The 13,325-nt window shown below is 68.0% G+C and carries 11 protein-coding genes; 5 read left to right on the top strand and 6 right to left on the bottom strand.

Annotated features, from left to right (window positions below):
- Positions 1-6: 6 nt before the first annotated feature.
- Both AC1REK_RS08570 and rplS read right to left on the bottom strand, forming a co-directional pair.
- On the bottom strand, positions 7-1,533 hold the full coding sequence (locus AC1REK_RS08570; protein WP_492268369.1) for a hypothetical protein: 1,527 nt from the start codon (positions 1,531-1,533) through the stop codon (positions 7-9).
- Positions 1,534-1,681: 148 nt separating this feature from the next.
- Positions 1,682-2,077 (bottom strand): 50S ribosomal protein L19, encoded by a 396-nt coding sequence (rplS, locus tag AC1REK_RS08565; RefSeq protein ID WP_316016734.1) that lies wholly within the window; start codon positions 2,075-2,077, stop codon positions 1,682-1,684.
- 218 nt (positions 2,078-2,295) lie between these two features.
- Here rplS and AC1REK_RS08560 point away from each other — a divergent pair, with 218 nt between their 5' ends.
- The 4 genes from AC1REK_RS08560 to AC1REK_RS08545 all read left to right on the top strand — a co-directional run bounded on the left by AC1REK_RS08560 (position 2,296) and on the right by AC1REK_RS08545 (position 8,332).
- On the top strand, positions 2,296-3,036 hold the full coding sequence (locus tag AC1REK_RS08560) for a sulfite exporter TauE/SafE family protein (RefSeq protein WP_316016733.1): 741 nt from the start codon (positions 2,296-2,298) through the stop codon (positions 3,034-3,036).
- Between the two features lie 106 nt (positions 3,037-3,142).
- Positions 3,143-3,931, top strand: a complete 789-nt coding sequence (locus tag AC1REK_RS08555) for an SDR family NAD(P)-dependent oxidoreductase (protein ID WP_492268370.1) — start codon at positions 3,143-3,145, stop codon at positions 3,929-3,931.
- Between the two features lie 386 nt (positions 3,932-4,317).
- Positions 4,318-6,396, top strand: coding sequence for an elongation factor G (locus AC1REK_RS08550; RefSeq protein ID WP_492268371.1), 2,079 nt, complete (start codon positions 4,318-4,320; stop codon positions 6,394-6,396).
- A 211-nt stretch (positions 6,397-6,607) separates the two neighbouring features.
- Positions 6,608-8,332 carry an AMP-binding protein gene (locus AC1REK_RS08545; protein ID WP_492268679.1) on the top strand — a complete coding sequence of 575 codons (1,725 nt, stop codon included), beginning with the start codon at positions 6,608-6,610 and terminating at the stop codon, positions 8,330-8,332.
- 28 nt (positions 8,333-8,360) lie between these two features.
- Here the strand turns inward: AC1REK_RS08545 and AC1REK_RS08540 are convergent, their stop codons facing one another.
- The 3 genes from AC1REK_RS08540 to dapF form a co-directional block, all read right to left on the bottom strand.
- Entirely contained in the window at positions 8,361-8,933 is a 573-nt protein-coding gene (locus AC1REK_RS08540; RefSeq protein WP_316016730.1) for a hypothetical protein, read from the bottom strand.
- Positions 8,934-9,016: 83 nt separating this feature from the next.
- The gene (gene mtaB, locus AC1REK_RS08535) at positions 9,017-10,291 is read right to left on the bottom strand and encodes a tRNA (N(6)-L-threonylcarbamoyladenosine(37)-C(2))-methylthiotransferase MtaB (protein ID WP_492268372.1); all 1,275 of its coding nucleotides are present in this window, start codon (positions 10,289-10,291) and stop codon (positions 9,017-9,019) included.
- A gap of 1 nt (position 10,292) precedes the next feature.
- Positions 10,293-11,174, bottom strand: a complete 882-nt coding sequence (dapF, locus tag AC1REK_RS08530) for a diaminopimelate epimerase (RefSeq protein ID WP_492268373.1) — start codon at positions 11,172-11,174, stop codon at positions 10,293-10,295.
- 143 nt (positions 11,175-11,317) lie between these two features.
- On the opposite strand from dapF, the gene AC1REK_RS08525 reads away from it, so the two are divergent.
- Positions 11,318-12,244, top strand: coding sequence for a GyrI-like domain-containing protein (locus tag AC1REK_RS08525; protein ID WP_492268374.1), 927 nt, complete (start codon positions 11,318-11,320; stop codon positions 12,242-12,244).
- Between the two features lie 17 nt (positions 12,245-12,261).
- Here AC1REK_RS08525 and AC1REK_RS08520 read toward each other — a convergent pair whose 3' ends face one another.
- Complete coding sequence (locus tag AC1REK_RS08520) at positions 12,262-13,320, bottom strand: MBL fold metallo-hydrolase (RefSeq protein WP_492268375.1); 1,059 nt, start codon at positions 13,318-13,320, stop codon at positions 12,262-12,264.
- Between the last annotated feature and the right edge of the window lie 5 nt (positions 13,321-13,325).

The following is a 13,325-nucleotide window of genomic DNA, read 5'->3' as shown; positions in this document are numbered from 1 at the left end:
CGGCGCTCAGATGCCGAAGAGATGGAGCAGGAAATCGGTCCGCTCCGCCAGCCCGAGATGGCCGCTCTCATCGGCGAAGATCTGCACCACCGCGAAGAAGCCGATGACGACGAACCGCGGCGCGACTTCGTAGCGCCAGAAGCCGTCCTCCGGCTTTGGCTTGCGCTTGCGCAGCTGTGAGAGGATCAGCGCCAGGGTCAGCAGGGCCGCGTAGAAGACATAGCTTTCGAAGCGCATGATGGCGCCGAGAAACCCATGCTCGGCCACGAGATGGACCTGCGAGATCACCGTGAAGAGCAGGTTGCCGACGAAGGCCGCGCAGAAGGTAGCGAAGGCGATGCGCAGGCGCGGGTGCGCCTTGAACCAGCGCGCAAAGGCCGGATAGAAGAAGAAATCCAGCAGCAACTCTTTGAAATAGAAGAGGTATCGGTTCCAGAACTCGGCGATGCTGCGGGCACTCAGCGGCCGTGCCGTGTTGCGCGGAATGCCGTAGCCGGCCATGCGGACGATGGCGACGAAGACATGGGCGAAGGCGGCGGTCGCCAGCACGGTCAGGATGAAGTTCTTGGCGACGATCAGCCAGCCGGCCGTCGCGGCCGGCGGCTCGCCCTGCGCCGTCATCGTCAGCGCCTCGTTCAGCGTCGGCCAGTCGGCGACATCGTAGAAGGCGGCGGAGAGCAGCGTGTGCAGCCCGGCGAGGATTGAGGCCCAGACGGCGAGCTTCAGCGCCCGCAGCCGGGTTGCGGCGAGCTCGGCTTTGGTCTTCGCCTCGAAGGTCGCGAGATAGGTCAGCGTCTTGAACGGAATCGACGGTCCGCCCCAGAACGGGCGCATGAAGCCGAGATAGAACGGCAAGGGGCGCTCGATCCGGCCGCGCTGGTCGACGAATGCATAGGACAGGAAGAAGAACGAAGCCGCGTAGATGACAATGAAGGTCCAGAGCGTCGCATAGGCCGGCGTCTCAGGCTCGAGCAGGCCGGTCGCGGCGATGCAGGCGGCGAGGGTCGCGAACTGCGTCAGCACCGGCCGGCGGGCGAGCAGGCTGGCGCGGTAGCGCCGCTGCAGCCGCAAGGCGAGGCCGCAGAACAGCAGGAAGCCCATGGCAATCGGCGCCTGCCAGGCGAGATGCGGCAGCTCGACCAACTCCGGCGTCGCCTCGCGCAGCTTCTCGGCGAAGTCCTGCTGCTGCTGGCTCCGGAACGGCCGGAGCACAATGTAGAGCAGCCCGGAAGCGGCCATGACGAGGAGGCGGCGAGCCGGAAAGAGGGCGCAGCCGAGCAGGGTCAGGCCGACCAGCGCCACGGCGGAAAGCGAGATCTGGAAGCTCAGCGCGAGCGCGGCGAAGAAGGCCGCATGCAGCAGGATCATGCCGAGCGGGGTTGCGACGAAGGCGAGAGCGGCTTCGTTGCGGTCGAGGCCGAGCCAGGCCCTATGCCAGGCTGGCTGCGCGAGCTTCAGGCGTGCGGCCGAAAAGGGGGCACATCGCGGCTCCCCGCCCGATGCGCCATCGCCATGTCTTGCCGTGTCCTGCACCAGCCGTCCCGCCCGCTCCAGACCTGTGCGGCGTTTAGACGGCTTTCCTCAAATTTCCGTTGCTCGGCGGCTGCAAAACGCAAAACGCGGCCCCGAGAGGCCGCGTTCCGGAAAATTTGCTGGTGGCAGCGCTTGGTTGCCGCCGTTCTTACTTCGCGCCGTTCTTGCCGTTCTTGGCCGGCTTGGCCTCGACGCGCTCGGCGATGCGGGCCGACTTGCCGCGACGATCGCGCAGGTAATACAGCTTGGCGCGGCGAACCTTGCCCTTGCGGACGACCTTGATGGAGTCGAGGTTCGGCGAATAGAGCGGGAAGACGCGCTCGACGCCCTCGCCATAGGAAATCTTGCGGACGGTGAAGCTCTCGTTGAGGCCGCCGCCATTGCGGGCGATGCAGACGCCCTCATAGGCCTGAACGCGGCTGCGCTCGCCTTCCTTGACCTTGACGTTGACCTGCACGGTGTCGCCGGGCTGGAAATGCGGGATTTCCTTGCCTTCGGCGAGCTTGGCGATCTGCTCCTGGTCGATCTGCTCGATGATGTTCATGGTTCTCTCCATGGCCGTTGTCGCGTGTGTTCACGCGGGCGTTACGGCGCGCTGTTTTCAGTTGAGAGCCGGGCCATACAGCAGCGCGACAGGTTTGTCGAGACGGTGCCGATGTCGCGGCCGAAATCGCCGAGGCATGTCGATCGCGGGGCTTGCGCGTCAATAGCAGAATCGGCTGCGGTGAGCCATCGGCGAGGCGGCGACGAGGGCAAGGCGCGGTGGCGGATATCCTGACCTTTGCCTCCCTGTTCACCCTGCTCGTCGGGCTGGCGGCCGGCGTCGTCGGCGGGGTGGTCGGAACCGGCTCTTCGATCATGCTGCTGCCGGTGCTGGTCTGGTCCTTCGGGCCGAAGCAGGCGGTGCCGATCATGGCGGTCGCCGCGGTGATGGCGAATCTCGCGCGCGTTCTGGCCTGGTGGCGCGAGGTCGACTGGCGCGCCTTCCTGGCCTACGGTCTGCCTGGCATCCCGGCTGCGATGCTCGGGGCGAGCACGCTGCTGCGCCTGCCGCCGGCGCTGATCGATGTCGGGCTCGGCCTGTTCTTCCTCGCGATGATCCCCGGCCGGCGCTGGCTGGAGGCGAAGCGGATCAGGCTTTCGCTCTGGCAGCTCGGACTGGCGGGAGCCGCCATCGGCTTCCTGACCGGGCTCGTGCTTTCGACCGGGCCGCTCAGCATTCCCGCCTTCATGGCCTATGGGCTGACAAAGGGCGCGCTGCTCTCGACCGAGGCCGCGACCTCGCTGTTCATCTACATCACCAAGGTCGCGACCTTCCGCTCGCTGGGCGCGATGCCGCTTGCCATCCTGGCCAAGGGCCTGATCGTCGGCGCGTCGCTGATGGTCGGCACTTTCGCCGGCAAGGCGCTGGTGATGCGCATGGACCGGGCGACCTTCCAGCTCCTGCTCGACGGCATGATGCTGTTCTCCGGCCTGTTCCTGATTGCCGCCGCATTCCGTTGATCGTGGCGCGGCGTTGATCGCAGCGGGGCCTGCCGGCAAGCGCGCTTCCGACCGGCGGGCGGGGGCTGTATGGAAGGCGACAGCAAGTCGCCGGGAGTCATGCGCAATGTCGGAAAGCTCGATCAGGACCGTTCTCGTCACCGGCGCTGCGCGCGGCATCGGGCTGGCGACGGTCAAGCGCTTCCTTGCCGACAACTGGCGCGTCGCGCTGCTCGACATCGACGCGCACGGCCTTAGCGAGGCGATGGCGGAACTCGATGCGCCGACGGTGACTCTGTCGCTGGTCTGCGACGTTGCCGACCCCGTCGGCGTCGCTGCTGCGGTCGATGAGGCGGTCGAGCGCTTCGGCCGGCTCGACGCCCTCGTCAACAATGCCGGGACGGCGGTCTTCAAGCCGCTGCTCGAGACCACGCATCAGGAATGGCAGCGCGTGCTCGACGTCAACCTGACCGGGCCGTTCCTGACGACCCAGGCAGCCGCTCCGGCGATGGCCGACAATGGCGGTGGCGCCGTCGTCAACATCACCTCGATCTCGGGCCTGCGGGCATCGACGCTGCGCGTTGCCTACGGCACCAGCAAGGCGGCGCTCGCCCATCTCACCAAGCAGCAGGCGGCCGAGCTCGCCGGACTCGGCATTCGGGTCAATGCGGTCGCTCCCGGCCCGGTCGAGACCGCCATGGCCAAGGCGGTGCACTCGCCGGAGATCCGCGCCGACTATCACGATGCGATCCCGCTCGCCCGCTACGGGCTGGAGGAGGAACTCGCCGAGGCGATCTTCTTCCTCTGCAGCGACAAGGCGAGCTACATCACCGGCCAGGTGCTCGCCGTGGATGGCGGCTTCGACGCGGTCGGCATCGGCCTGCCGACCCTGCGCGGCCAGCGCCGCAATCGCTGAGCGTAGATAAGCGGGGTCGTTCCGGACAAGCAGCGAAGCTGCGCAGATCCGGGACCCATGCCTGAGCCTTCATCGATGGTGCTCAGGCATGGGTCCCGGGTCTCCCTTCGGTCGCCCGGGACGACGCGCGCGCTGATCGGCGAGAGAAAAGTCCGGCAGGGGGGTCGGCAGGTCAAAAAGCGCGACAACATTCCCCTTGCACCGGCCCGCATTCGGCGCGAACCTTTCTCCCGACATCCCTCTTCGACGGCCGCCCGACCCTGTCGGGCCCGAGCGACCGCCGCCTCACCGGCGTGGGCGCTTTCCGTTCCCGCCGGTCTTCCGCCGCCGGGAGCGAGGCCCGTAGCCTTGGCGTCCCCATGCGGCCAGAACCGAAGGAGGACGACATGGCTGCGATTTCCGCCAATGGAGGAAGCCCGTCCGGCGTCAGAGGCAAGGGGCCACGATGCATCGCCATCGTCGGTCCCTTCCAGAGCGGCAAGACAAGCTTGTTCGAGAGCATATTGGAGCGCTGCGGCGCCGTTTCGCGCGCCGGATCGGTCAAGACACGCAACAGTGTCGGCGACGCCTCGGCCGAGGCCCGCGCCCATCAGATGAGCACCGAGCCGAATGTCGCCACCGTCAGCTTTCTCGGCGAGCGCTTCACCTTCATCGACTGCCCCGGCTCGGTCGAATTCCTGCACGAGATGCGCCATGTCCTGACGGCGGTCGATGCCGCGGTCGTGGTCTGCGAGGCCGACGACCGCAAGGCTCCCGCGCTGGAACTGGTGCTGCGCGAGCTCGAGGAAGCCGACATTCCGCGCTTCCTCTTCCTCAACAAGATCGACACGGCGACTCGCCGGGTCCGCGAGACGCTGGCGCTGCTGCAGCGCGCCTCGCGCACGCCGCTTTTGCTGCGGCAGATCCCGATCTGGCGCAACGGCATTGCTGTCGGCTTCATCGACCTCGCTCTGGAGCGCGCCTTCGTCTATCGCGAGCATGCGCCGAGCGAGGTGGTGCCGCTTGCCGCCGAGGAGGTCGAGCGCGAGCGCGACGCCCGCTTCTCGATGCTCGAAAAGCTCGCCGACTACGACGATACCCTGATGGAGGATCTGCTCGGCGACATCGAGCCGCCACGCGACCTGATCTTCGACGATCTCGCCCGCGAACTCAGGGAGCGGCACGTCGTGCCGGTGCTGATCGGCGCTGCCGAGCGCGGCAACGGCGTGACGCGCCTGCTCAAGGCGCTGCGCCACGAGGCGCCGGGGCTCGAGGCGACCCGCGGCCGCATCGGCGTCGTCGACAGCGGCGCGCCGCTCGGGCTGGTGATGAAGACCTGGCATTCCGGTCAGGGCGGCAAGCTCTCGCTCGCCCGGGTGTTGCGCGGCCGGCTCTCCGAGGGCGACACGGTGACGTCCTCCGCCGGCATCGAGGCGCGGATCGGCGGCGTGCTCGAATTGAAGGGGCCGGAGCAGTTGCGCCAGCCGGTCGCCGAGGAGGGGGAGGTCGCCGCGTTCTCGCGCCTTGAAGGCGTGCGCACCGGCGATGCGATCGCAGCGGGCAAGGTCAGGCCGGACGCGATCAGCGCCGTCGTGCCGCCCGAGCCGGTGCATGCGCTGGCGGTGACCGTGAAGGAGCGCAAGGACGATGTCCGGCTGGCGGCGGCGCTGGCCCGGCTGATCGAGGAGGATACCGGGCTCAGCCTGCAGCATCTTTCCGAGTTCAGCGAGATGCGCCTGTCGGGCCAGGGCGAGATGCATCTGCGCGTCGCGCTGGAGCGGCTCTCCGGCCGCTATGGCGTCGCGGTCGAGAGTGCGGCGACCGAGATCGGCTATCGCGAGAGCATTCGCGGCAAGGCGAGCGCGCGCGGGCGGCACCGCAAGCAGAGCGGCGGCCATGGCCAGTTCGGCGATGTCGTGCTGGAGATCGCGCCGCTCCCGCGCGGCGAGGGCATCCGCTTCGTCGACAAGATCACTGGCGGCGTCGTGCCGCGCCAGTACATCTCCTCGGTCGAGGCGGGCGTGCGCGATTTCTGCCAGCGCGGGCCGCTCGGCTTTCCGCTGGTCGACATTGAGGTGACCCTGACCGACGGCTCCTATCATACCGTCGATTCCTCGGACATGGCCTTCCGGCAGGCGGCGCGGATCGCGATGAGCGAGGCCTGTCCGCAGGCGAAGCCGGTGCTGCTGGAGCCGATTCTCGCGGTCGAGATCGTGATTCCCTCGGATGCGATGTCGCGTGCCTCGGCGCTGGTCTCGGCCCGGCGCGGCCAGATCCTCGGCTATGATGCGCGGCCGGGCTGGCGGGGCTGGGACCAGATCAATGCCCAGGTGCCCGAGGCGGAGATGGGTGGGCTGATCGTCGAGCTGCGCTCGGCGACTTCCGGCGTCGGCTCGTTCAGCGCCCGCTTCGATCATCTATCCGAACTCGCCGGCAAGCCGGCGGACGCTGTCGTGGCGGCGCAGGCGATGGCCCAGGCACGATAACCGGGTTGCGACGGATAGGTTCATATGTAAACTTTTTTGTGCGGAAGCGCGGCGGGTGCTTGCACCCGCCGCGAGCATTTCGCACTGTAGTGCAAGCCATGAGACGAGACGGGCTTTCGCCGGGCGAGGTGTCCAGGCGGATCGTCTCCGGCGAGCTTCGACGGCCCGGCAACAGGGCGCGAGGCGCTAAGGGAGGACGACGATGAACGCGATGACCGCCGCGGACACCACTCCGGACCCGCGGCCCTGGCTGGCCCATTATCCGGCCGCCGTACCGGCAGAAATCGATCCGGCCGCGCCCGGAACCCTGGCGGAGCTGATCCGCTCGGCCTGCGAGCTCTACGCGCAGCGCAATGCCTTCGAGAGCTTCGGCAAGAACCTGACCTATGCCGAGATCGGCCGTGCGGCGCGGGCCTTCTGCGCCTGGCTGCAGGCGCAGGGCTTCCAGAAGGGTGACCGCATCGCCCTGATGATGCCGAACATCCTGGCCTATCCGGCAACCATCTTCGGCGCGCTGCTCGGCGGCTACACCGTCGTCAACGTCAACCCGCTCTACACGGCGCGCGAACTGACGCATCAGCTGACCGATTCAGGCGCCCGCGCGCTGGTGGTGATCGAGAACTTCGCCCATGTCGTCGAGGAGGCGCGGCCGAACCTTAAGCTCGACGCCATCGTCGTCGCGACGGCCGGCGACCTGATGGGCTTCAAGGGCGCCATCGTCAATTTCGTCGCCCGCAAGATCAAGAAGGTGGTGAAGCCCTTCACCCTGCCGGGCTCGTTCCAGCTCAAGGCCATCCTGGCCGGTCCGGCGACGATGGCACCGGTCAACGTCGTGCCCGATGACATCGCCTTCCTGCAATATACCGGCGGCACGACCGGCGTCGCCAAGGGCGCGATGCTGACCCATCGCAATGTCGCGGCCAATGTCGAGCAGGCGCGGCTCTGGCTGGGCTGGGCGGTCGAGCCGCCGCTCGGGCGCAGCGACTACCAGCACGTCATGGTCACGGCGCTGCCGCTCTACCACATCTTCGCGCTGACCTGCTGCTGCATGTTCATGCTCAGGATCGGCGCCAAGGGGCTGCTGATCGCCAATCCGCGCGACATCGCCGGCTTCGTCAAGACGCTGAAATCGAGCCGCTTCACGCTCTTCTCCGGCGTGAACACGCTTTACAACGCGCTCGGCAACCACCCCGATATCGGCCAGGTCGACTTCTCGGAACTGCGCTTCTCCGTCGCCGGCGGCATGGCGACCCAGGCGATCGTCGCCAAGCGCTGGCGCGAGGTGACCGGCAAGCCGATCATCGAGGGCTACGGCCTGTCCGAGACCTCGCCAATGGCCTCGGTCAATCGCCCTGACATCAACGAGTTCACCGGCACGATCGGCTTCCCGCTGCCTTCGACCGACATTGCGATCCGTGACGCCGACGGCAACGAGACGCCGCTGGGCGAGCCTGGCGAGATCTGCATCCGCGGACCGCAGGTGATGGCGGGCTACTGGAAGCGGCCGGACGAGACCGCCAAGGTGATGACGCCGGACGGCTTCTTCCGCTCGGGCGATATCGGCATCATGCTGCCCGACGGACAGGTCAAGATCGTCGACCGGATGAAGGATATGATCCTGGTCTCCGGCTTCAACGTCTATCCCAACGAGGTCGAGGACGTGCTCGCTGCCCATCCCGGCGTGCTCGAGGCGGCGGTGATCGGCCTGCCCGACGAGCATTCCGGCGAGGCCGTCGCGGCATTCGTGGTGAAGAAGGATCCGGCGCTGACAGCAGACGCCCTGCGCGCCTTCTGCAAGGACAGCCTGACCGGCTACAAGGTGCCCAGGCAGATCATCTTCCGCGATACCCTGCCGAAGACCAATGTCGGCAAGGTGCTGCGCCGGGCCTTGCGCGAGGAAGTCGCCGCGAGTGCAGCCAGCGCGGCGAAAGGCTGAGGCGAGGTGCCTCAGCCCTGAGCGCCACTCATTCCGGCGCGTGGATCGTCGCCCGCAGCGCCTTGAGCTGCGCCAGCGAGGAGGCGAGTCCGGCCTTGTCAGTGACGCAGATCAGGGCGGTGCGTCCCTTCGGCGTCTCCAGGGTCGAGGTGAACATACGGACGTTCTCGGCATTGGGGCCGGTCTTCGGCGTCACGACCAGTTCGATGCCGTTGAAGCCCTGATGCTCGAAGAGCTTGAGGTCGGAGACAGTGCCGATTGTCTCGAACATGTCGCGATAGAGCTGCTGCCATTCCGGCTTGGCCATCTGCGCGTTGATGATCTCACGGTTGAGCTGGGCGTTCTGGGCAGCGGGCTTGAAGCCGAGCGTGCAGAGCCGGCCATCGGCGTTGGCCGCCTTGGGCGTTCCGGTGGTCGAATCGATGTCGATCGTGACGTCGAATTGCGGATGCGGCCTGCCGGCCTTGCCGACGAAAGGCTTCGGCGGCGAGACGGACAGGTTCGTGGCCGGGTCGCCATAGGACTGGGCGCCGGCCGCGGTGCAGGCGAAGGCGAGCGGCAGCGCGGCGAGGAGGGCGGTCTTGCGGAAGCGATGGATCATGGCGTGAGGCTTAGGTCCAGATTGCGACATGGGCGAGACGTCTGCGCCGTACGGCGTTGCATGAAGGGGAAGCGGGCGGCGCGTCAAGCCGCGAGCAGCGCCTTGTCGCCGCAGGATCGCGGCGTGACCTCGACGATCTGCCCGGCAGGGACGCTGTGCCCGAAGCGGACAAGGGTGAAATCCTCGGCCCGGCCGCTATCGCCGCGCTCGGTCAGGATGGCGAGCTTGCGGCCGATCCGGGCCTTGAGGTGACGCTGGTGGGCCGCCTGCGCCGCCTCGCGCAGGCGCTGGGCCCGCTCGCGCACGATCTCGCCGGGAAGCTGCGGCATGCGCGCCGCCGGCGTGCCCGGTCGGGCCGAGAACGGGAAGCCGTGGACATAGGAAAGGCCGCAGTCCTTGATCAAAGCGAGGGTGCGCGAGAACATCGCTTCGTCCTCGGTCGGGAAGCCGGCGATCAGGTCTGCGCCGAAGACGATGTCCGGCCGCAAGGCCCGCACCTCCGCGCAGAAGCGCACGGCATCGGCGCGGCCATGGCGGCGCTTCATGCGCTTCAGGATGAGGTCGTCGCCCGATTGCAGGGAGAGATGGAGATGCGGCATCAGTCGCGGCTCGGAGGCGATCAGATCGCGCAGCTCGTCGTCGATCTCGACAGCGTCGAGCGAGGAGAGGCGCAGGCGCGGCAGGTCGGGGAGTGCCGCCAGCAGGGCGCGGACGAGGCTGCCGAGCGAAGGAGCGTCAGCCCGTTCGCGGCCATAGCTGGTCAAATCGACGCCTGTCAGGACGATCTCGCGGGCGCCTTCGGTGACAAGTGCCTGCCCCTGGGCGACCACGTTCTCGACGGCGGAGGAGCGGGCATTGCCGCGGCCGAGCGGGATGACGCAGAAAGTGCAGCGATGGTCGCAGCCGTTCTGGACCTGCAGGAAGCCGCGGGTGTGATTGGCGAGGGCGCGGGTGCGTTGAGGTGCGGCGCCGCGCGCCAGCATGATGTCGCCGACCTGCAGCTTGTCCTCCGGGGGGCGGTCGCCACCGCCGCGCAGGCTGTTGGAAGCGGCGAGCCGGCGCCAGTTCTCCGGCTCCAGCTTCTCGGCATTGCCGAGCACCGCTGCGACTTCGGGCATGGTCGCGAAGCGGCCGGGCTCGATCTGCGCCGCGCAGCCTGAGACGATCACCGGCCGTTCGGGCCGTTCGCGCCGGAGCCGGCGGATCGCCTGGCTGGCCTGGCGGACCGCCTCGGCGGTGACGGCGCAGCTGTTGACGATGGCGATGTCGCGCAGGCCCGCCGCCTCGGCCTGCGCCTGCATCCCCTCGCTCTCGACGAGGTTGAGGCGGCAGCCGAAGGTGAGGGTCTCGACCGGCATCTCAGGCCGCGACGAAGAGCGCCGGCTCCAGCACGCCTTCGCGCTCCAGCTCGACAGGGCCGGTCATCAGGACATGGCCGTCGCTCTCGCGCCATTCGATGACGAGATCGCCGCCGGGCAGGCTGACGGTGGCCTTGCGGTCGCTGAGCTCGCGCCGGACGGCGGCGACCAGCGCCGCGCAGGCGCCGGAGCCGCAGGCGCGGGTGATGCCGGCGCCGCGTTCCCAGACGCGCAGCACGATATGGTCGGGCGCCTTCACCGCGGCGAGGCTGATATTGGCACGGTCGGGAAAGATCGGATGGTTCTCGAGCAACGGGCCGATCTGCTCGAGATTGAAGCGATAGGGATCGTCGACGAAGAAGACGGCATGCGGGTTGCCCATGCTGACGGCGCCCGGCGTGTGCAGGACCGGGGCGTCGATCGGGCCGATCTGCAATTCGAAGCCGCTGGTGTCGTGGAAGGGCTCGGCGAGCGGGATCTCGTCCCAGGCGAGTCGCGGCTTGCCCATGTCGACGGTGAAGACGAGGTCGGAGAGGCGCCTGGCTGGCAGCAGGCCGCCCTTGGTCTCGAGCGTGAGCGTCTTTCTCGCCGGATCGCCCATCTCGGGGTCGGCCATCATCGCCCAGGCCACGCAGCGCGTGCCGTTGCCGCAGGCACCGGCCTCGGAGCCATCGGTGTTGTAGATGCGGACGAAGGCGTCGGTTCCCGGCGTCCTGGGATCGTGCAGGACCATCAACTGGTCGAAATGCATGCCCGGCGCGGCGGCGATGGCACGCGCCTCCGCTTCCGATGCGACTGACTTGGTGCCGCGCAGGTCGAGCACGGTGATCTCGTTGCCGAGGCCGTTCATCCTGAGGAACCGGCGATGCGCGAGAGCGTTCATATCGTCACATGTCCATGATGATGCGGCTCTATGACTGAGACGCCGAAAAAACGCCACCCTGTGAGGCTCTTGTCTGCGCATGCGAACAGCGTAGCTTGCGGCGCAACGACGCGATTCGGTCGTGTCAGGTCGGGACTATCGGGATGCGACACTCCAACCTGTGCATGATCGCCCTGGCGGCCGGCCTTGCGGTTTCCGTAGCCGCGTCGGCCCAGACCAGGGTCGCGCCCCCGGCGAGCGTTGAAAGCGCGCCGCTCGCACCGCCGGCAGGCCAGGCGACTACGGGGCAGGCGACGCCCGTGCAGAGCGCCCCGTCGACGCAGGCACAGCCGGGGCAGGCGCAGACCGGCCAGGCGCAGGCTCCGCAGACCCAGCCTCCAGCCGCGAACGAGCCGCAGCCGGTCCAGCCCGCGCCGGTCCCGCAGGCGCCGGTGACGCCCCAGCCGGTCCAGCCGGCACCCGTCCCGCAGGTTCCGCTCGAGCCGCAGCCGGTGCAGCCGCCGCCGACCCTGCCGAATCCATTGCCCGCGCCGCCGACGCAGCAGCAGACCGGCGCGCCCAATCCCAATGCGACGCTGGCCGGCAAGCCGGGTGACCCGTCTGATGTCGACGAGGTCGCGCTCACCGCCCGGCCGGTGCTTACCCTGCCGGGACAATCGAGCTGGGACCAGGGCTTCCAGCGCCTCGCCGAGAGCATCAACCTTCTGCGAGCCGAGGCGACGAAGGCCGGGCTGAAGATCGCCGGGCGGCCGCTGGCGCTGTTCGTCGAAACCGATGATAACGGCTTCAAATTCGAGGCGATGCTGCCCGTCGACCGTGCGCCGGATGCGGCTGCGTCGGGCGGGCTGGCGAACGGCGTGCGGGCCGGTCTGTCGCCGTCGGGGCGTTCGCTGCGCTTCGTCCATACCGCGCCCTATGACGACATCGATTCGACCTATGAGACGATCACCGCCTATCTCGAGGCCAAGAACATCGTCGTGAAGGACGCTTTCCTTGAGGAGTATGTCGGCGAGCTCAAGGATCCCGGCGACCCGAACCTCGAGATCAACGTCTACGTCCAGCCGAAATAGGCTGCCGATCGAACGACCTACACTTCCCAGACCAGCCCGGGCTGCATCGCCCGGAAGCGCTCCGGCGGCAGCCCGGCCTTGTCCAGAGCGACGGTCAGGGCTTCGGCCGGACGGCTGACGCCCTCGTCGGTGAGCTGGAACGTGCCCCAGTGATGGCCGAGCGCCTGCTCCGCGTGCAGGAAGCGCATCACCTCGACCGCCTCTTCAGGATTCATGTGGTTGTCGCCCATGAACCAGCGCGGCTCATAGGCGCCGATCGGCAGCAGTGCGAGGCGGAAGGGCCCGTGCTTTTCCCCGAGCTCGCGATAGAGCGAGCCGTCATGGAATCCGGTATCGCCGATATGGAAGAGCTTGCCGGCCGGTGTCTCGATGACGAAGGAGCACCAGAGCGCCATGCGCCGGTCGAAGGCGCCGCGCGCCGACCAGTGATAGCTCGGTACCAAGGTCACGGCGACCTTGTCGGACAGCGTCAGGCGCGTGCCCCAGTCATGGGCCTCGGCCTGGATCGCGGTGTCATGCGCCTTGACGATGCTGTCATTGCCGAGCGGCATGATCATCCGCGGCCGGTCGCGCTGGTGCAGGCGCGCCAGCGTGTCGACATCGAGATGGTCGTAATGGTTGTGGGTCACCAGCACGACGTCGATCTTCGGCAGGTTGGCGAAGGCGACGCCAGGCGCGTTCACCCGCTTGGGCCCGAAGAAGGAGAAGGGGCTCGCGCGTTCCGAATAGACGGGGTCGACCAGGATGTTGAGGCCGGCTGCCTGGAGCAGGAAGGAGGCGTGGCCGAGATGGGCGACGCGCAGGCTTTCGACGCTGGCCGGCGGCACATCCTGCGGCGGCGCCGGGAAGTGCTCCGGGAACTTTTCCTTCTGCCGGTCACCGGTCTGCCAGCGCAGAAAGTCGAGCAGCCCCTTGGTCACGGGGCGCCCGTCGCTGAAGGTCAGCCCGTTGAAATGGTCGCTGACCGGCCCCTGGTAATAGGGATTGCGCGAGCGGGCATAGGAGGCCCAGGCGACACCGCCGGAGGCGAAAAGCGCGGGGATTCCGAGGAAGCGGAGAAATTTGCGGCGGTTCATGACAG

The sequence above is a fragment of the Allobosea sp. GW823-FHT02B03 genome (assembly GCF_058797755.1).
This window is presented reverse-complemented; position numbering and strand designations above follow the sequence as displayed.